The organism is Streptomyces sp. NPDC058671, from assembly GCF_042716475.1.
Classification (GTDB): Bacteria; Actinomycetota; Actinomycetes; order Streptomycetales; family Streptomycetaceae; genus Streptomyces.
In genome coordinates, this window is sequence record NZ_JBHXSA010000003.1 from 120,564 (window position 1) to 138,843 (window position 18,280).

15 protein-coding genes are annotated in these 18,280 nt (G+C 71.4%); 8 read left to right on the plus strand and 7 right to left on the minus strand.

Translation table 11 applies throughout. The features are described 5' to 3' along the window. Positions 1–142: 142 nt before the first annotated feature. Both rarD and ACFWV2_RS04975 read left to right on the plus strand, forming a co-directional pair. A complete protein-coding gene (rarD, locus tag ACFWV2_RS04970) occupies positions 143–1,099 on the plus strand; it encodes an EamA family transporter RarD (RefSeq protein ID WP_384402469.1) in 957 nt (318 codons plus the stop codon). Positions 1,100–1,187: 88 nt separating this feature from the next. Further along, positions 1,188–2,033: a hypothetical protein gene (locus ACFWV2_RS04975; RefSeq protein WP_384401755.1), complete on the plus strand. Its 846-nt coding sequence runs from the start codon at positions 1,188–1,190 to the stop codon at positions 2,031–2,033. An 80-nt stretch (positions 2,034–2,113) separates the two neighbouring features. On the opposite strand, the gene ACFWV2_RS04980 is transcribed toward ACFWV2_RS04975, so the two are convergent. Both ACFWV2_RS04980 and ACFWV2_RS04985 read right to left on the minus strand, forming a co-directional pair. Continuing rightward, positions 2,114–2,431 (minus strand): DUF6401 family natural product biosynthesis protein, encoded by a 318-nt coding sequence (locus ACFWV2_RS04980; RefSeq protein WP_384401758.1) that lies wholly within the window; start codon positions 2,429–2,431, stop codon positions 2,114–2,116. A gap of 29 nt (positions 2,432–2,460) precedes the next feature. Next, positions 2,461–3,894 (minus strand): MFS transporter, encoded by a 1,434-nt coding sequence (locus ACFWV2_RS04985; RefSeq protein WP_384401761.1) that lies wholly within the window; start codon positions 3,892–3,894, stop codon positions 2,461–2,463. 111 nt (positions 3,895–4,005) lie between these two features. Here ACFWV2_RS04985 and ACFWV2_RS04990 point away from each other — a divergent pair, with 111 nt between their 5' ends. The 3 genes from ACFWV2_RS04990 (at position 4,006) to ACFWV2_RS05000 (ending at position 6,648) form a co-directional block, all read left to right on the plus strand. Then, a complete protein-coding gene (locus ACFWV2_RS04990; protein WP_384401763.1) occupies positions 4,006–4,443 on the plus strand; it encodes a winged helix-turn-helix transcriptional regulator in 438 nt (145 codons plus the stop codon). Between the two features lie 51 nt (positions 4,444–4,494). After that, positions 4,495–5,160: a DUF4291 domain-containing protein gene (locus tag ACFWV2_RS04995; protein ID WP_384401766.1), complete on the plus strand. Its 666-nt coding sequence runs from the start codon at positions 4,495–4,497 to the stop codon at positions 5,158–5,160. A 180-nt stretch (positions 5,161–5,340) separates the two neighbouring features. Further along, complete coding sequence (locus ACFWV2_RS05000; protein ID WP_384401770.1) at positions 5,341–6,648, plus strand: M28 family peptidase; 1,308 nt, start codon at positions 5,341–5,343, stop codon at positions 6,646–6,648. Positions 6,649–6,717: 69 nt separating this feature from the next. On the opposite strand, the gene ACFWV2_RS05005 is transcribed toward ACFWV2_RS05000, so the two are convergent. Both ACFWV2_RS05005 and ACFWV2_RS05010 read right to left on the minus strand, forming a co-directional pair. Beyond that, positions 6,718–7,875: an outer membrane lipoprotein carrier protein LolA gene (locus ACFWV2_RS05005; RefSeq protein ID WP_384401773.1), complete on the minus strand. Its 1,158-nt coding sequence runs from the start codon at positions 7,873–7,875 to the stop codon at positions 6,718–6,720. Positions 7,876–8,071: 196 nt separating this feature from the next. Further along, positions 8,072–9,082 carry a polyprenyl synthetase family protein gene (locus ACFWV2_RS05010; protein WP_384401776.1) on the minus strand — a complete coding sequence of 337 codons (1,011 nt, stop codon included), beginning with the start codon at positions 9,080–9,082 and terminating at the stop codon, positions 8,072–8,074. Positions 9,083–9,333: 251 nt separating this feature from the next. Between ACFWV2_RS05010 and ACFWV2_RS05015 the strand changes: the two genes are divergently transcribed. Further along, positions 9,334–11,331, plus strand: a complete 1,998-nt coding sequence (locus tag ACFWV2_RS05015) for a CocE/NonD family hydrolase (RefSeq protein WP_384402472.1) — start codon at positions 9,334–9,336, stop codon at positions 11,329–11,331. 52 nt (positions 11,332–11,383) lie between these two features. Here ACFWV2_RS05015 and ACFWV2_RS05020 read toward each other — a convergent pair whose 3' ends face one another. Further along, positions 11,384–12,739, minus strand: coding sequence for a peptidase (locus ACFWV2_RS05020; protein ID WP_384401779.1), 1,356 nt, complete (start codon positions 12,737–12,739; stop codon positions 11,384–11,386). Between the two features lie 288 nt (positions 12,740–13,027). Here ACFWV2_RS05020 and fahA point away from each other — a divergent pair, with 288 nt between their 5' ends. Together fahA and ACFWV2_RS05030 are read left to right on the plus strand one after the other, a co-directional pair. Then, entirely contained in the window at positions 13,028–14,254 is a 1,227-nt protein-coding gene (gene fahA, locus ACFWV2_RS05025; protein ID WP_384401782.1) for a fumarylacetoacetase, read from the plus strand. 160 nt (positions 14,255–14,414) lie between these two features. Further along, the gene (locus tag ACFWV2_RS05030; RefSeq protein WP_384401785.1) at positions 14,415–14,975 is read left to right on the plus strand and encodes a hypothetical protein; all 561 of its coding nucleotides are present in this window, start codon (positions 14,415–14,417) and stop codon (positions 14,973–14,975) included. A gap of 59 nt (positions 14,976–15,034) precedes the next feature. Here the strand turns inward: ACFWV2_RS05030 and nuoN are convergent, their stop codons facing one another. Further along, on the minus strand, positions 15,035–16,696 hold the full coding sequence (gene nuoN, locus ACFWV2_RS05035; protein ID WP_384401788.1) for an NADH-quinone oxidoreductase subunit NuoN: 1,662 nt from the start codon (positions 16,694–16,696) through the stop codon (positions 15,035–15,037). Continuing rightward, positions 16,693–18,276 carry an NADH-quinone oxidoreductase subunit M gene (locus tag ACFWV2_RS05040; protein ID WP_384401791.1) on the minus strand — a complete coding sequence of 528 codons (1,584 nt, stop codon included), beginning with the start codon at positions 18,274–18,276 and terminating at the stop codon, positions 16,693–16,695. The genes nuoN and ACFWV2_RS05040 overlap by 4 nt, the downstream gene beginning before the upstream one ends. Between the last annotated feature and the right edge of the window lie 4 nt (positions 18,277–18,280).

The window sequence follows — 18,280 nt, forward strand, 5'->3', positions numbered from 1 at the left end:
TGCGGTACGGACATGACAACCCGCCCCGTGCGGCGCTACCGTCGACGGGACAGCGCGGCGCGGGGCAGGAGGTCCGGTGAAGACGGAGAGCACGGAGAGCACGGAACGAGCAGGATTGCTCTACGGGATCGGCGCCTACGGCATGTGGGGGCTGGTTCCGCTCTTCTGGCCGCTCCTCAAGCCCGCCGGGGCGATGGAGATCCTCGCCCACCGGATGGTGTGGTCCCTGGCCTTCGTCGGCCTCGCCCTGCTCGCCCTGCGTCGCTGGGGCTGGATGCGCGAGCTCGTCCGCAGCCCGCGCAAGCTCGGACTGATCACCCTCGCCGCCGCCGTCATCACCGTGAACTGGGGCCTCTACATCTGGTCCGTCAACACCGGGCACGTCGTCGAGGCCTCCCTCGGCTACTTCATCAACCCGCTCGTCACTATCGCCCTCGGCGTCCTCGTCCTCCAGGAACGGCTGCGCCCCGCGCAGTGGACGGCGGTCGGCATCGGCTTCGCCGCCGTCCTCGTCCTCGCGATCGGGTACGGGCAGCCGCCCTGGATCTCCCTCACCCTCGCCTTCTCCTTCGCCCTCTACGGTCTCGTGAAGAAGAAGGTCAACATCGGCGGCCTCGAATCGCTCGCCGCCGAGACCGCCGTCCAGTTCCTGCCCGCCCTCGCCTACCTCGTCTGGCTGGGCTCCCGGGACACCCTCGCCTTCGGCGGCCACGGCGCCGGCCACACGACCCTGCTCGCCGCCACCGGCATCGTCACGGCGGTCCCGCTCGTCTGCTTCGGAGCGGCGGCGATCCGCGTACCCCTGTCGACGCTCGGCCTGCTCCAGTACCTGGCGCCGACCTTCCAGTTCCTGCTCGGGATCCTCTACTTCCACGAGGAGATGCCGCCCGAGCGGTGGGCCGGCTTCTCCCTCGTCTGGCTGGCCCTGACCCTCCTCACCTGGGACGCCCTGCGCTCGGCCCACCGCAGCCGGGCGGCGGTCGAGGCGGCGAAGGCGTCCGCCGAGGCGGGCGCGCCCGTCCCGCCCGTGGCCGGACACGCCGACGGGGACACCGGGACCACGCCGCTTTCCACCCCTTCGGCGCAGTCGGGGCGCTGACCGGGAGCGGGTGGGGCCGGGCCGTAGTTACGTCGGGAGTCCAGGCCCCTCGCACGGACGGGGCCCTCCCGAGCGGAGTGATGGCTCCATGGCGCAGCCCCTCGCCCTCTCGGTCGACTTCGGCAAGGGATTCACGGACGCCTGGTCCGCCGTCGCCGAGTTCGTACCGAAGTTCATCGGTTTCCTCGCGATCCTGCTCATCGGCTGGTTCGTCGCGAAGATGATCGCCAAGGTCGCCGACCGGCTGCTGCGCCGCGTCGGCTTCGAGCGCATGGCCGAGCGCAGCGGCGTCGCGAACGCCCTCAAGGGATCGAAGTACGACGCCACCGGCATCATCGCCAAGATCCTCTACTACGCGGTCCTGCTGATCGCCCTCCAGCTGGCCTTCGGGGTCTTCGGGCCGAACCCGGTCAGCGTCATGATCAACGGCATCGTCGCCTGGCTGCCGAAGGCGATCGTCGCCTGTGTCATCGTCGTCGTCGCCATGGCGATCGCCCGGGCGGTGCGGGACATCGTGGGCGGCGCGCTGAGCCAGACGTCCTACGGCAAGGTCCTCGCCACGGCGGCCTGGGCCTTCATCGTCGGCCTCGGCGTGATCGCCGCGCTGAGCCAGGCGGGCATCGCGACCTCGGTGACCGGGCCGGTGCTCACGGCCGTCCTCGCGACGATCGCGGGTGTCGTGATCGTCGGCGTCGGCGGTGGCCTCGTCACCCCGATGCGGGGGCGCTGGGAGCGCTGGCTCTCGGCGGCCGAGGCGGAGACCGGGCGGGCGAAGGACCAGGTCGCGGCCTACCAGAGGGGCCGCGAGGACGCCCGCGGCGGGATGCCTGCGGCGCAGGAGCGAACGGCGCGGAGCGAGGGCCGGGAGGGCATGCGGCGGGACGAGGGCCAGGAGCGCCGCCCGGGCCAGGAACCTCCGATGGACCCGATGTAGTCCGGTGCGGGCCGGGGCCTCCGATGGACCCGACGCGGTCCGTGCGGGCCGGGCCTCCGTTGGGTCCGGCGCGGCCGAACTCACACGCCCAGGAGGTCGTGTTCCCGGATCAGCCAGCAGACGGCCGTCAGACGCAGGGTCGCGAAGTCGTGGCCGACGGGTTCGGTCCAGTCGACCTCGGTCAGCCAGTCGGTGAACCCGAGGACGTAGTCGGCGAGTTCCTCCCGCCGGACGGTCCTGCCCTCCGGTCCCCACTGGCCGGGGACCAGCGCGTCGCACACGGCGGCCGCGTGCTGGTCGACGGCGGCCACGAGCCCCGGCTCGAAGGTGAACTCCGAGAGCCGGGGCATGTACGTGGCCACCACATCGATCAGCGGGCAGCCGGGCGAAAAGTTCATCCCTCCACATTAGGGGCGGGCGCGGGCGTTCAGACCGTGACCTTCGTCGCAGCCCCGGGGACGATCGGGACGCCCTCGACGGGCTCCTTCCGGCCCGGCGTCTGCGGCGATCCGCCGGCCCCCTTCCGTACCCCCGTCGCCGTGATCACGGCCCCGAGGGCGACCATGACCAGCGGGACGACGAGCGCCGCGCGGAAGCCGGCGAGCCCGCCGCCGGCGAGCCCGTACACCGCGGTCACCGCCGCGATGCCGACCGCCGAGCCGAACTGGGTGGCCGTCGTGAGCAGTCCGCCGGCGAGCCCCTGCTCCTCCTCCGCGATCCCGTCCGTACCGGCGATGGTGAGCGGTCCGTACGCCAGGGCGAACGCGAGGCCGGTCAGGAACAGCGTCGGGAGCATGGCCGCGTAGGACCAGTCCGGGCCGACCGGCAGGAACAGCGCGTACGAGACGACGGCGAGGACGAAGCCGCCGAGGATGACCTTGGCGTTGCCGTACCGGGCCACGAGCCGTGGCGTCAGGGTCGGCGCGAGGACCGCGTCGATGCCCATGACCAGCAGGGCGAGCGCCGTCTGGAGGGACGACCAGCCGCGCAGCTCCTGGAGGTAGAGGGTGGCCATGAACTGGAAGCCGAAGAAGGAGCCGACGAAGAGCAGGGCGCCGAGGTCGGCGCGGACGAGCGCGGCCTGCCGGAGGATGCCGAGGCGGACGAGCGGGGTGGCGGCCCGGCGCTCGACGGCGACGAAGACACCGGCGAGGAGGAGGCCGACGGCGAGCGCGGCGACCGTGAGCCGCCAGCCGTCGAAGCCGTGCTCCAGGCGCACGATGCCGTACGCGAGGAGGAGCATCGCCCCGGCGGCGGTGAGCGCTCCGCCCAGGTCGAAGCCGCCCTTGACGCGGGCCGGGCGGGGCTCCTTCGGGATCAGGACGATCGCGGCCGCCAGGATCGCGGCGGCGAGCAGGACCGGGGCGAAGAAGACCCAGCGCCAGCCGAGTTGGGTGAGCAGCCCGCCGATGACGAGGCCGAGCGAGAAGCCGCCGGCGGCGGTGCCGGCGAAGACAAGGAGGGCCTTGTTGCGCTGGGGGCCCTCCTCGTAGGACGTGGTGATGATCGACAGGGCGGCCGGGGTCATGAAGGCGGCGGCGACGCCCGTCACGAAGCGGGCCAGGATGAGGGTCCAGCCCTGGTCGGCGAGGCCGCCGAGGCCGGAGAAGAGCAGGAAGACGGTGAGCCAGGCGAGGAGCATCCGGCGGCGTCCGAGGAGGTCGGCGGCGCGGCCGCCGAGGAGGGTGAAGCCGGCGTAGCCGAGGACGTACGCGGACATGACCCAGGCGGCGGTGCCGGTGCCGAGGCCGAGGTCGGCGCGGAGGGTGGGGACGGCGACGGCGAGCATGGCGACGTCGATGCCTTCGAGGAAGATCGTCCCGGAGAGGACGAGTAGCAGACTCCAGGCGCGTAGGGACACAACTGTCTCCAGGGCAGGGTGGTTTGGGGTGGCCGGTTACCGAGCCGGTTACCGAGCCGGGGGTCGGTTCCCTCTTGTAACCATCTGCATCCTGCGGGAGGATCGGGTGCCATGGAAGAAGGCACTTTGAAGGAACCGAGTCACTGCGCGGGAACCTATGGAACCGAAGGGGACCCCGACCCCTTCCAGTGGGACACCCGGGAGGACTGCGAGGTGCGCCAGATCCTCGACCGGGTCGCCGACAAGTGGTCCCTCCTCGTCATCGCCCTCCTCGACCGCCGGGTCCTGCGCTTCACGGAGCTCAAGCGCGAGATCGACGGCGTGAGTCAGCGCATGCTGACCGTGACCCTGCGCCAGCTGGAGCGCGACGGCCTGGTGAAGCGCACGGTCCATCCGACGGTCCCGCCGCGCGTGGACTACGAACTCACCCCCCTGGGCGGCACCCTGCACACCACGATCCGCTCCCTGGTCACCTGGACCGAGCAGCACCAGAACGAGATCGCGGCGGCCCGGGAGACGTACGACGCGAAGGAGTCGGCGTCCGTCTGAGGCCGCGATAACCGGTGGTCCTCGCCGGGGACTTCGCCCACCCTGGGGTCCATGGAAGAACCGAAGTACCGGATCCGTGCGCTCCACACCGCGCGCACGGTCACCGTCTACCAGGCGTACCCGCCCGCGATCGGTCTGCCCGCGGCGCGCGAGGGCCGTTTTCCGGCCGCCTGGAAGCGGGACCGGATGACCTGGATCAAGCCGTCGTTCCTCTGGATGATGTACCGCTCCGGCTGGGGGACGAAGGAGGGCCAGGAGACCGTCCTCGCCGTGGAGATCACCCGCGAGGGCTTCGAGTGGGCCCTGCGGAACGCCTGTCTCTCGCACTACGTCCGCGGTTTCCACGCCGATCGGGCGGCGTGGAAAGGGGTGTTGGGGCGGGCTCCCGCGCGCGTGCAGTGGGACCCGGAGCGGGATCCGGGGCTTCGGGCGCTCCCGTTCCGCTCGCTCCAGCTCGGGCTCGCGGGCGAGGCGGCGCGGCGGTACGCGGACGAGTGGACCGTGTCCGTCGCCGACGTCACCCCCCTCGCGCACCGCGTCCGCGACCTCGTCCGGGCCGAGGGGCCGGAGGCCGCCCGGCGGCTGCTGCCCCGCGAGGAGCCGTACCCGGAGCCGGCCGGACTCCTGGACCACCTGCGCGAGCGGACAGGATGGGCGTCGCCGGAACCGGACGACAGCAGTCCCGAAAGCATTCGTCCGATGAGCGAACACACCTGACCGGTTTCCGCTCTTGACGTAAAGTCAAACTTGCACTGAACATTCAGCACGCACAACAGAACACCTGAACAACTGAACACCGCACACGCACTCGTACAGCTCCAGCGCCTCGTGGCACTCACGCCCGAGGCGTCTCGCACGTTCCGTCCCATCCCCGTTCGGAATCCGGAGCCCCCACAGATGAACATCTCCGTACCCAGACGCGTCACCGCGGCCGCCGCCCTCGCGGCGCTCGCCCTCGGCGGACTCACCGGCACCAGTGCCTCGGCGAGCCCGACCGCTGCCGCCGCCGCGCCCGACATCCCGCTCGCCAACGTCAAGCAGCACTTGACGGACCTCCAGTCGATCGCCACCGCCAACGGCGGCAACCGCGCCCACGGCCGTACCGGCTACAAGGCGTCCATCGACTTCGTGAAGGCCAAGCTGGACGCCGCCGGCTACACCACCACGATCCAGCAGTTCACCTCCAACAGCGCCGTCGGCTACAACCTGATAGCCGACTGGCCCGGCGGCGACCCGAACCAGGTCCTGATGGCCGGGGCGCACCTCGACTCGGTCTCCTCCGGCGCCGGCATCAACGACAACGGCTCCGGCTCCGCCGCGGTCCTGGAGACCGCCCTCGCCGTGGCCCGCGCCGGCTACCAGCCGTCCAAGCACCTGCGCTTCGGCTGGTGGGGCGCGGAGGAACTCGGCCTGGTCGGCTCGAAGTACTACGTGAGCCAGCTGCCCACGACGGAGCGCGCGAAGGTCTCCGGCTACCTGAACTTCGACATGATCGGCTCGCCCAACCCGGGCTACTTCGTCTACGACGACGACCCGGCGATCGAGACGACGTTCAAGAACTACTTCGCGGGTCTCGGCGTCCCCACGGAGATCGAGACGGAGGGCGACGGCCGCTCGGACCATGCCTCGTTCAAGAACGTCGGCATCCCCGTCGGCGGTCTCTTCACGGGCGCGAGCCGGGTCAAGACCAGTGCCCAGGTGTCCAAGTGGGGCGGTACGGCCACGGCCTTCGACCGCTGCTACCACTCGTCCTGCGACACGACGGCGAACATCAACGACACCGCCCTCGACCGCAACAGCGACGCGATCGCGCACGCCATCTGGACGCTGTCCGGCTCCACCACCCCGCCGCCCACCGGCAAGGTCTTCGAGAACACGGCCGACGTGGCCATCCCGGACAACGGCGCGGCGGTGACCTCGACGGTCAACGTGAGCGGCGTCGCGGGCAACGCGCCCGCCACGCTCAAGGTCGACGTGGACATCGTCCACACCTACCGCGGTGACCTCGTCGTCGACCTCGTCGCCCCCGACGGCTCGGTCTACAGCCTGAGCAACCGCTCCGGCGGCAGCGCCGACAACATCAAGGCCACCTACACCGTGAACGCCTCCAGCGAGGTCGCCAACGGTGCCTGGAAGCTCCGCGCCCAGGACAGGGCCTCGGCCGACACCGGTTACATCAGCGGCTTCAAGCTGACGTTCCCGTAACCGCGCGAAGAACTCCCGGGTGGGTCGGTGACCATCGCCCCCGACCCGCCCGGGGTCCCAACCCGGTTGCTACCGACCGGCGTTCGCCGCTTCGACCAGCGCGTCCTTCGTGACCGCGCCGACGTAGACCTTGCCGTCGTCGGTGAGGAGCGCGTTCACCAGCTTCGTCGTGAAGAGGGTGCCAGAGCCGAACTTCCCGCTGACCTTGTCGCCGAGGGAGTCCAGGAGCCCCTGGAACTCCTTCGGCGCCTCGTCGGTCCTGGGCGCCGGCGCCCCGGTGTCGAGCTTCGCGATCGTCGTCCAGCCCTCGCCGATGACGTTGAAGCCCTCCCCGAGGTCGCCGAAGCCCTTCTCCAGGTCGCCGAGGCCCTTCTCGAACTCCTCGGGGAGCTTCTCCCCGCCCGCGCCCTTCTCGGCGCCGCCCTCCGTGACCTTCGCGCCCGCCGGGGCCTTGAAGGTGAACTCGGAGGCGGCCGGCCTGGCGAAGTCGACCTTCGTGTAGCCCGCGTCGACGACCGGCTTGCCGCCCTCCACCGAGGCGAGGGTGAACTTCAGCGGGGTGCCGTTCGCCGCGTCCACGGCGATCTTCACCGACTCGACCGTCGAACCGGCTTGCTTCGGCTTGATCACCAGCTGGTACGCGTCCCGGCCGGCCACCTTGGCCGTACCGCCGACGGTGATCGACGTGGTGTCGCCCGCCGCCTTCAGGACCTCGTCCGCGAGTTCCTTCGGCGTGGTCGGGACGTCCTTGTCCTCCGGGGCTCCGGCGCCCTCCGGGGCCTTCTCGTGGAAGGCCTCGTTCGACTTGCTGTCGTACGCCCAGACGTCGGCGCCGTTGTGGATCAGGCTGTACTCGTCGGAGCCGTCGAGCAGGGTCAGCCGCTGACGCTCGGGGCCGTCGGCCGCCACGCGCAGCGTGTGCGTGCCCGAGACGAGCTCGGTGAGCCTGGCCGAGGGGTCGGCGGACGAGCCGCCACCGCCGCCGCCGAGGCCGGGCATCAGGCTGCCGAAGGCCGGCAGCCCCAGGTCGGTGGAGATCCTGAACGTGCCGGACAGGGTCTGGGTGTCCGACGCCGCGATCTTCTCGATGAGCTGCTGGGCCGTGATCTCCGGCAGGTCGGGGTCTCCGGACGCCGCCAGCGCCGGGACGAGGCCGATGGTCGCCGCGGCCACTCCTGCCACCGCGACCGGGACGATGAACCGGCTCGCCTTACGGGTCTCTGCCATGGTCTCCGCTACCTCCGTGGTCGATGACTCCATCTCACCAAAACGGCGGTACGAAAACGTCAGCCCCCGGGATCAACCTCACGTACTGCTTCGGGATGACCCGACCCTGAGAACCGCTCACCCGCGCGGTGGACAGGACCCGTCGCGGGCGCGTCCGGCCGCGCGGCAGCCGCGCGGGTGGACCGCCGGCCGGGTGTCAGCCCGCGCGGTGGACCACCGCGTCGCACAGCTCCGCGAGGGCCGCCTTCGCGTACCCGTCGGGCAGCGGCGCGAGCAGGGCGCGGGCCTCCTCCGCGTACCGCACGGTGTCCCGGCGGGCCTGCTCCAGGGCGGGGTGGGCGCGCAGCCGGCGCAGGGTCTCGGCGTGCCGCCCGTCGTCGCTGAGGTCGCCGTCGACGAGGGCGACGAGCTCCAGGTCCTCCGGGCGCCCGTGGGCGGCCGCGGCGGCCCTCAGGTGGAGGACGGGCAGGGTGGGGACGCCCTCGCGGAGGTCGGTGCCGGGGGTCTTGCCGGACTCGTGGGAGTCGGAGGCGATGTCGAGGACGTCGTCGGCGAGCTGGAAGGCGACACCGAGCCGCTCGCCGTACTGGGTGAGGGTGTCGACGACGCTCTCGTCGGCGCCGGCCATCATGGCGCCGAAGCGGCAGGAGACGGCGACGAGCGAGCCGGTCTTGCCGCCGAGGACGTCGAGGTAGTGGGCGACGGGGTCGTGGCCGTCGCCGGGGCCCGCGGTCTCCAGGATCTGCCCGGTCACGAGCCGTTCGAACGCCTCGGACTGGATCCGTACGGCCTCGGGGCCGAGGTCCGCGAGGGTGTGCGAGGCGCGGGCGAAGAGGAAGTCACCCGTGAGGACGGCGATCGAGTTGCCCCAGCGGGTGTTGGCGCTGGGGACCCCGCGCCGGACGTCGGCCGCGTCCATGACGTCGTCGTGGTACAGCGTGGCCAGGTGAGTGAGCTCGACGACGACGGCGGAGGGCACGACGCCCGGCGCGTAGGGGTCTCCGAACTGCGCGGCGAGCATCACGAGCAGGGGCCGGAAGCGCTTGCCGCCCGCGATGACGAGGTGCTGCGCGGCCTCCGTGATGAAGGGGACATCGCTCTTGGTGGCGTCCAGGAGGCCCGCCTCCACAGCCGCCAACCCGGTCTGGACATCGGCCTCAAGAGCCTGGTCCCGCACGCTAAGACCGAACGGCCCGACGACGGTCACGAGGAGGTCTCCTGTCTGCTGACGCCTGCTGACGATCACACGGACCGCTCCGGTGGACCGTTGAAGATCACACGGATTGTCGATGTGTCGCTGGATTCACTCAAGCCAGCGTATCCGGTCACCTTTCGATCACCGTGGGCGCCTTCCCGTCACCCCCGGTATGTTCGTGATCAGCTCATAGGGCCAGGAGTAGGCGCTTTGTCCCGAACAGCGATCGACGGCGACCCGAAGGAAGCCGGGAGGTGACCGAGGTGAAGATCCGTACCGACTTCCCGTACGAGACCCGGCACGACGACGTGCGGATCCCGCTGCCGGACGGCACGCGGCTGTACGCGCGCGTGTGGCGCCCGCTCACCGACGAGCCCGTACCGGCGCTCCTGGAGTACCTGCCCTACCGCCTCACCGACTGGACCGCGCCCCGCGACCGGCAGCGCCACCCCTGGTACGCGGGGCACGGCTACGCCTCCGTACGCGTCGACGTCCGCGGCCACGGCAACAGCGAGGGCCTGCCCGGCGACGAGTACGACGCCGTGGAGCTCGCGGACGGCGTGGCCGTCGTGCACTGGCTCGCCGAGCAGCCCTGGTGCACCGGCCGGGTCGGCATGTTCGGCATCTCCTGGGGCGGCTGCAACGCGCTCCAGATCGCCGCCCTCGCCCCCGAACCGCTCAAGGCGGTCGTCACCGTCTGCTCCACCGACGACCGCTACGACAACGACGTCCACTACATGGGCGGCTCCGTCCTCGCCGTCGACATGCACGCCTTCGCCGCCACCATGCTCGCCTTCGTCTGCCGCCCGCCCGACCCGCGTCACGTGGGCGAGGAGTGGCGCGCCATGTGGCTGAGACGCCTGGAGGCCGTGGAACCGTTCCTCCACACCTGGCTCGCCCACCAGACCCGGGACGCCTACTGGAAGCACGGCAGCGTCTGCGAGGACTACTCCGCGATCAAGGCCGCCGTCCTCGCCGTCGGCGGCTGGCACGACCCGTACCGGGACACCGTCCTGCGCCTCGCCCAGCACCTCCCCCAGGACCGGGTGCGCGGGATCATCGGCCCCTGGTCCCACCAGTACCCGGACCGCGGCCTGCCGCCCGGGCCCGCCATCGGCTTCCTCCAGGAGACCCTGCGCTGGTGGGACCACCACCTCAAGGGCGTCGAGAACGACGTCATGGCCGAGCCGCTGCTGCGTTCCTGGATCAGCGAGTCGCACCTCCCGGCCACCGTGTACGAGGAGCTGCCGGGCCGCTGGGTCGCCGACCCCGCCTGGCCGTCCCCGCACGTCACCCCCGTCACGTACGCCTTCCAGGGCGCGCCCGTCGTGGTCGACTCGCCCCAGCAGACCGGGCTCGACGCGGGCCGCTTCTTCCCCTTCGGCAACGACGCCGACCTGCCGCCCGACCAGCGCGCCGAGGACGCCCACTCGGCCTGCTTCGACTTCGCGGTCCCCGAGGACGGCCCCGCGATCGAGATCCTCGGCCGGCCGACCGTGACCCTCGCCGTGCGCGCGGCCGCCCCCACCGGTCAGGTCATCGCCCGGCTCTGCGACATCGCCCCCGACGGTTCCTCCACCCTCGTCACCCGGGGCGCGCTGAACTTCTCCGCCCGCTACGGCCGCGACCGGGCCGTGGAGGCCCAGATCGGCGAGACGGAGAGCCTCGTCGTCGAACTGAACGGCATCGGGCACAGCTTCCCGCCGGGCCACCGGGTCCGCCTCGCCGTCTCCTCCACGTACTGGCCGTGGATCTGGCCCCAGCCGGACGCGGCGGGCTTCACCCTCGACCCGGCGGGTTCCTCCCTCACTCTGCCGGTCCGCCGCCCCACCGAGGACGCGGTCACCTGGGAGGAGCCGGAGCAGTCCGAGCCTCTGGGCGTGGTCGTCCCCGCCACCCTGGAGGAGCCCCGCCCGGAGCGGCTGGTGGTCAGGGACGTGGCGAAGGGCGAATGGACCCTGGAGGTCGACCCGAGGTACGGCGGTACGCGGGTCTACCCGGACGGCCTGGAGTTCACCGAGGACACCGTGGAGACGTACACGATCGACGAGAGCGGCCCCCTGTCCGCCCGTACGCTCTCGGAGTGGGCGATCCGGCTGCACCGGCCGGAGGACGCCTGGGACGTCACCGTGGACACGCGCTCGGAGATCACCTGCGACGCGAACGCCTTCCTCACCACGAACGAGGTGGTGTGCAAGGAGGGCGACGAGGTCGTCTTCCACCGCACGTGGGAGCGGCGGATCCCGCGCACGGCGGGCTGAGTAAGCGAGAGGCGCCCGTATCGGGACCGGTACGGGCGCCTCTCACGTCCGCCTACGCGCTCGCGTCGGCCTTGCGGCGACGGGCGACGACCATCGCGCCGGCGCCGAGGGCGACGGCCGCGCCGGCCGCGAGGCCGAGCCGGGTGAGGTTCTCGTTCGCCCCGGTGGCGGCGAGGGTGCCGGTCACCGGCGTCCGCGACGAGCCGCCCTGCTGGGTGGTGTTGCCGTTGCCGCCGGTGGAGACGGTCGGCGCCGGGGTGGGCGTCGCGGTGGTCTGCGACGGGGTGGGCTCGGGGGTAGGCTCCGGCTTCGGCTTGTCGGTCTTGGCGGCGAGGATGCCGAACCGGGCGTCCACGAACTCCTCACCGAGTCCGCAGGAGCCGTCGTTGTTCTCGTACTCGCCGTAGGCGAAGGCCACGCCGTTGCCGACGGGTGCGTCGGCGGCGACCGTGAGACGCAGCTTCACGTCGTAGTGGGCGCCCTTGGCGAGCTTGCCGACCTCGATGGACTCGAACTCCTCGCTGACCGGCGTCCACTCCAGGTTGTCGGCGGAGGACCACTCGACCGGGATGAGCCCGTCGACGAAGCCCGTCTCCTCGTCGAGGACCTCCTCCGCGCCGGGAAGCCGCGCGGCGTTAGTGAAGACGTCGACCGCGTCCATGGTGCGGTCGGAGGTGTTAGTGACGCGCAGCGAGAAGATGGCGGACTGGCCGGCGGTGACCGTCTTCGGGCCGCTCAGCGCGACCTCCAGGCCCGGGTCCTCGTCGCAGTCCCCGCCGATCTCCTCGAAGAACGCCAGCTCCTCCTTGGCCGCGGCGAGGTCCTCGGCGGCGGCCTCCTTCACCTTCCTGGTGGGGGTGACGAGGCGGTCTGCGGCGGCGACGGCCTCGTTCAGGTCGCCCTCGGCCCCGGTGACGGCGGTGGCGGCGGCCCCTGCGGCGGTCTCGGCGAGCCCGGCGGCCTCCTTCGCCCCGACGACCGCGGCGGCGGCGTCCGCCTTCTGCTGCTCGGTGGCCTCGGGGAGGAGAAGGAGGTCCTTCTCCGCCTGCACGGCCGCGGCGAGCGCCTCGTCGGCGGCGGTCTTCTCGGCGTCTGCGGCCTCGGCGGCGGCCTTCGCCTCGGTGACGGCCTTCCGGAGGGCGTGGTCGGGCTTGTCCAGCGCCTCACGCGCCTTCGTGGCCTGGTCGAACGCGACGACGGCCTCGTCGTACTCCTTCTGAGCCAGCGCGACGGCCGCCCTCAGCTCATCGAGCGAGGGCTTCTCGAAGTCGTCCTCGTCCGACGGCGGCTTCTGCGTCGACGCCGGCGACGGCTTGGTGTCGGCGAACGCGGGCGCGGCTGAGAGGAGCAGGACCGGGGTGGTCACGGCGGCGGCCACGGCGGTCGCGAGAATGCGACGAATCTTCACAGTGCGGGACCTTTTTCCTGGTCAGGGAGAAGTGAGAACGTGCGGACGCGCGCCTGCGGCGACTTCACGCGGCGCGATACCACCGTGATCGTATGACCGCGGACACCCCCGCGGGAGCCCTGTTCCCGCGGCCCGGATACGGGGTTGATCCTCCCCGCGTACGCAATGCGCGCGAAGCGGGACAGTTGCCCACGGAGGACCCGCTTTCCGTGTGATCCATGTCATCCGCGCCCGGCGGCCCGCCCCGTAACGTGTCCCCCACACACCTGGAAAGCGAGGCACGCACCGATGTCCGAGCACAGCCCGCTCGACCTGGCCGAGGGCGATCCCTTCGGCCCGCACAACCTCCCGTACGGCGTCTTCTCCACCGCCGACGAGCCCGACCGGCGCCGTCTCGGTGTCCGGATCGGCGGGCACGTGCTGGACGCGGGTGCCGCGGCGCACGCGCTCGGCTCCCCGTACGCGGCGCTCCTCGCCCAGCCGAGCCTGAACCCGCTGCTCGCGGCGGGGCGGACGGCCTGGCGTGACGTGCGCCGGGCGCTGACGGCCTGGGTGACGGTGCCCGCGCACCGGGCGGACGTCGAGCCGCTGCTGTACCCGCTGGCCGAGGTGACGCTGCACCTGCCGTACGAGGTCGCGGACTACGTCGACTTCTACGCGAGCGAGCACCACGCGACGAACGTGGGCCGCATCTTCCGGCCCGACGGCGACGCGCTCACCCCCAACTGGAAGCACCTGCCGATCGGTTACCACGGCCGGGCGGGCACGGTCGTGGTCTCGGGCACCGACGTCGTCCGTCCTTCGGGGCAGCGCAAGGCGCCGACGGACCCGGCCCCCGTCTTCGGCCCCTCGGTCAAGCTGGACATCGAGGCGGAGGTCGGTTTCCTCGTCGGCACCCCGTCGGACCTCGGCCGTCCGGTGCCGCTGGCCGACTTCCGGGAGCACGTCTTCGGCCTCACCCTGCTCAACGACTGGTCGGCGCGGGACGTGCAGGCCTGGGAGTACGTGCCGCTCGGCCCGTTCCTGGGGAAGTCGTTCCAGACCTCGGTGTCGGCGTGGGTGACGCCCCTGGAGGCCCTGGACGCGGCCAGGACCGCTCCGCCCGCGCGGGACCTCCCGCTGCTGCCGTACCTGGACGACGCGGCCGAGGAGGAGCCGGGCGGCTTCGACCTGCGGATCACCGTGGAGATCAACGGCGAGGTGGTGGCGGAGCCGCCGTTCTCCACCATGTACTGGACGGCCGCGCAGCAGCTCGCGCACATGACGGTGAACGGCGCCTCGCTGCGCACGGGTGACCTGTACGGCTCCGGGACGGTGTCCGGACCCGAGGTCGGCCAGCGCGGTTCGCTCCTGGAGCTCACCTGGAACGGCCGGGACGCCCTCGAACTGGCCGGTGGCAAGCGCACCTTCCTGGAGGACGGCGACGAGGTCACCCTCACCGCCTGGGCCCCCGGCCCGGACGGCACACGGGTGGCACTCGGCGAGGTCCGGGGCCGGATCGTGCCCTCCGCCTGACCTTCGGGGAACGTGCGGCGGCGCTCTCCCCCCAATGGGTCACCCCGCGTGCGGCGCCCCCCTGGGGCGGCCGATGCTGCTGGAGGTGGCGGGATCAGGGGAGAGCCCGCCGACGTCCGGCGCCCCGCTCCGGGGCGCCCCTCCCGAGGAGCAGACCCACATGTCCGCACGACCCCGCCCCTTCATAGCCGCGCTCGCTCTGGCCGCCGCCGGATCGCTGGCCCTGGGGGCCGCCCCGGCGGTCTCGGCCGCCCCCGTCGCGAAGCCGGTCACCGACTTCCCGCACCCGGACCTCAAGAAGACGTACGACGCCACGGTGAAGTACAGGTCGGAGCAGAAGGCCATCGCCGACGGCTTCCTGCGCACCGACGACTGCGTCGAGGACCCGGAGCTCGGCGGCATGGGCTACCACTACGTCAACCCGGCGAACCTCGGCTCCACCGACCCGACGAAGCCGGCCGCGGTGCTGTACGAGGAGGACCACAAGACGGGCAAGCGCGAGCTGGTCGCGGTCGAGTGGGTCGTTCCCGACCCGAACGAGAACCTGCCCAGGCCGCAGCTCTTCGGCCGCGGCTTCGACGGGCGGTTCGACTTCCCGCCGCTGGGACCCCACTACTCGCTCCACGCGTGGATCTTCAAGAAGAACCCGAAGGGCGTCTTCGCCCCGTACAACCCGCGGGTGCACTGCACCCCCTGCCCTGAGGACCACCCGAAGGCGTAGGCGTACGACGAAGGGCCCGGCCTCCGCGCACGGAGACCGGGCCCTCTGCCGTACCCCCGCTACCGGACGAACACGCTCGCCTGGTTCGCCAGGTCCAGGAAGTACTGCGGCGCGACGCCGAGCACCAGCGTGACGACGACGCCCGCCATGATGGCGACGGTCGTCAGGGCCGAGGGCACGGCGACCGTCGGGCCGTCCGCCTTCGGCTCGCTGAAGAACATGAGCACGATCACCCGGATGTAGAAGAAGGCGGCGATCGCCGAGGAGATGACGCCGACCACGACGAGGGCGCCCGCGCCGCCGTCCGCCGCCGCCTTGAAGACCGCGAACTTGCCCGAGAACCCGGAGGTCAGCGGGATGCCGGCGAAGGCGAGCAGGAAGACCGCGAAGACCGCCGCGACGAGCGGCGAACGACGCCCGAGACCCGCCCACTTGGACAGGTGGGTGGCCTCGCCGCCCGCGTCCCTGACCAGGGTGACGACGGCGAAGGCGCCGATCGTCACGAAGGAGTACGCGCCGAGGTAGAACAGGACCGACGAGATCCCGCTGGGCGTGGCCGCGATGACACCGGCCAGCAGGAAGCCCGCGTGCGCGATGGACGAGTACGCGAGGAGCCGCTTGATGTCGGTCTGGGTGATGGCGATGATCGCGCCGCCCAGCATGGTGACGACGGCGACGCCCCACATGACGGGCCGCCAGTCCCAGGTGAGACCGGGCAGCACCACGTACAGCAGGCGGAGCAGCGCGCCGAACGCGGCGACCTTGGTCGCGGCTGCCATGAAGCCGGTGACCGGGGTCGGCGCGCCCTGGTAGACGTCCGGGGTCCACATGTGGAACGGCACGGCGCCGACCTTGAAGAGGAGCCCCATGAGGACCATGGCGAAGCCGATGAGCAGCAGTGCGTCGTTGCCCATGGTGTCGGCGAGCGCCGGGTTCACGGAGGTGACCGAGCCGTCGACGACGTCGGCGATGGTGGCGTACGAGACGGAGCCCGCGTAGCCGTAGAGCAGAGCGATGCCGAAGAGCAGGAAGGCCGAGGAGAAGGCGCCGAGCAGGAAGTACTTGAGGGCCGCCTCCTGGGACATCAGGCGCTTGCGGCGCGCGACGGCGCAGAGCAGGTACAGCGGGAGGGAGAAGACCTCCAGGGCGACGAAGAGCGTCAGGAGGTCGTTGGCGGCCGGGAAGACCAGCATGCCGGCGATGGCGAAGAGCGCCAGCGGGAAGACCTCGGTGGTGGTGAACCCCGCCTTGACGGCGGCCTTCTCGTGGTCGCTGCCGGGGACGGCGGCGGCCTCGGCCGCGAAGGAGTCGACCCTGTGGCCGTGGTCGGCCGGGTCGAGCCTGCGCTCGGCGAAGGTGAAGATCGCGACGACCGAGGCGAGGAGGATGGTGCCCTGGAGGAAGAGGGCGGGTCCGTCGACGGCGATGGCGCCCATGGCCGCGATCTGGGCCTTGGTGGAGCCGTAGCCGCCGGCCGCCAGGCCGACGATCGCGGCGAAGGCGGCGACGAGCGCCACCACGCTGAGGAACAGCTGGCTGTGGTAGCGGGCCCTGCGGGGCACGAAGGCCTCGACGAGGACGCTGAGGATCGCGGCGCCGATCACGATGAGTACCGGTGAGAGCTGGGTGTACTCGATGTGGGGCGCCGGGATCTTGTTCAGCGGCTCGGCGGCCGTCGTCCACAGGCTGTGGACGGGGGATGCGACGACGGAAGTGCTCACTTGGCCGCCTCCACGTTCTGGGGCGCAGAGGGCTGGGGGTCCTTCTGCTGGACGTCGGACATGGTGTGCCGCACCGCCGGGTTGACGACGTCCGTCAGCGGCTTCGGGAAGACCCCGAGGAAGATCAGGACGGCGATCAGCGGGACGACCACCGCCAGTTCACGCGGCCGCAGGTCGGGCAGCGTCCGCACCTCCTCCTTCACCGGCCCGGTCATCGTCCGCTGGTACAGGACGAGGGTGTAGAGCGCGGCGAGGACGATGCCGGTGGTGGCGATGACGCCGGCCACGGGGTAGCGGGCGTAGGTGCCGACCAGGACCAGGAACTCGCTGACGAACGGCGCGAGTCCGGGCAGCGACAGGGTCGCGAGGCCGCCGATGAGGAAGGTGCCGGCGAGCACCGGGGCGACCTTCTGCACCCCGCCGTAGTCGGCGATGAGCCGCGAGCCGCGCCGGGAGATCAGGAAGCCGGCGACGAGCATCAGCGCGGCCGTCGAGATGCCGTGGTTGACCATGTAGAGCGTGGCACCGGACTGGCCCTGGCTGGTCATCGCGAAGATGCCCAGGATGATGAAGCCGAAGTGCGAGATCGACGCGTACGCCACCAGGCGCTTGATGTCCCGCTGGCCGACCGCGACCAGCGCCCCGTACACGATGCTGATGAGTGCGAGGACGATGATCGCGGGGGTGGCCCACTTCGAGGCCTCGGGGAAGAGCCCGAGGCAGAAGCGGAGCATCGCGAAGGTGCCGACCTTGTCGACGACGGCGGTGATGAGGACGGCGACCGGGGCGGTCGCCTCCCCCATCGCGTTCGGCAGCCAGGTGTGCAGCGGCCAGAGCGGCGCCTTCACCGCGAAGGCGAAGAAGAAGCCGAGGAAGAGCAGCCGCTCGGTGTTGGTCGCCATCTCCAGGGAGCCGTCGGCGCGCGCCGCCGCGATCTCCGTGAGCGAGAAGTTCCCCGCGACCACGTAGAGCCCGATGACGGCTGCCAGCATGATCAGGCCGCCGACCAGGTTGTACAGGAGGAACTTGACCGCCGCGTAGGAGCGCTGGGCCGCCGCGTTCTCGTCGGAGCCCGCGTGGGCGCGGTCGCCGAAGCCGCCGATGAGGAAGTACATCGGGATGAGCATGGCTTCGAACAGGATGTAGAAGAGGAAGACGTCGGTGGCCTCGAAGGAGAGGATCACCATCGCCTCGACCATGAGGATCAGGGCGAAGAAGCCCTGGGTCGGGCGCCACCGCTTGGAGGTGGTCTCCAGGGGGTCGGCGTCGTGCCAGCCCGCGAGGACGATGAACGGGATCAGCAGCGCGGTGAGCGCGATCAGCGCCACTCCGATGCCGTCCACGCCGAGTTCGTACCGGACCCCGAAGTCCTTGATCCAGGAGTGGGATTCGGTCAGCTGGTAACGCTCGCCGCCGGGCTCGAACCGTACGAAGACGACGGCGGCGAGTCCCAGCGTGGCGAGGGAGATCAGCAGCGCCAGCCATTTGGCGGCGGTGCGGCGGGCGGCGGGGACGGCGGCGGTGAGGATGGCACCGACCGCCGGAACCGCTGCCGTCACGGTAAGGAGCGGGAAGGACATGTTG

Bases quoted from the DNA above. Each gene is read 5' to 3' on its own strand.
- rarD (WP_384402469.1), top strand. From the start codon at position 143: ATGTGGGGGCTGGTTCCGCTCTTCTGGCCGCTCCTCAAGCCCGCCGGG.
- ACFWV2_RS04975 (WP_384401755.1), top strand. From the start codon at position 1,188: ATGGCGCAGCCCCTCGCCCTCTCGGTCGACTTCGGCAAGGGATTCACG.
- ACFWV2_RS04980 (WP_384401758.1), bottom strand. From the start codon at position 2,431: ATGAACTTTTCGCCCGGCTGCCCGCTGATCGATGTGGTGGCCACGTAC.
- ACFWV2_RS04990 (WP_384401763.1), top strand. From the start codon at position 4,006: ATGGAAGAAGGCACTTTGAAGGAACCGAGTCACTGCGCGGGAACCTAT.
- ACFWV2_RS04995 (WP_384401766.1), top strand. From the start codon at position 4,495: ATGGAAGAACCGAAGTACCGGATCCGTGCGCTCCACACCGCGCGCACG.
- ACFWV2_RS05000 (WP_384401770.1), top strand. From the start codon at position 5,341: ATGAACATCTCCGTACCCAGACGCGTCACCGCGGCCGCCGCCCTCGCG.
- ACFWV2_RS05005 (WP_384401773.1), bottom strand. From the start codon at position 7,875: ATGGCAGAGACCCGTAAGGCGAGCCGGTTCATCGTCCCGGTCGCGGTG.
- fahA (WP_384401782.1), top strand. From the start codon at position 13,028: ATGTCCGAGCACAGCCCGCTCGACCTGGCCGAGGGCGATCCCTTCGGC.
- ACFWV2_RS05030 (WP_384401785.1), top strand. From the start codon at position 14,415: ATGTCCGCACGACCCCGCCCCTTCATAGCCGCGCTCGCTCTGGCCGCC.
- ACFWV2_RS05040 (WP_384401791.1), bottom strand. From the start codon at position 18,276: ATGTCCTTCCCGCTCCTTACCGTGACGGCAGCGGTTCCGGCGGTCGGT.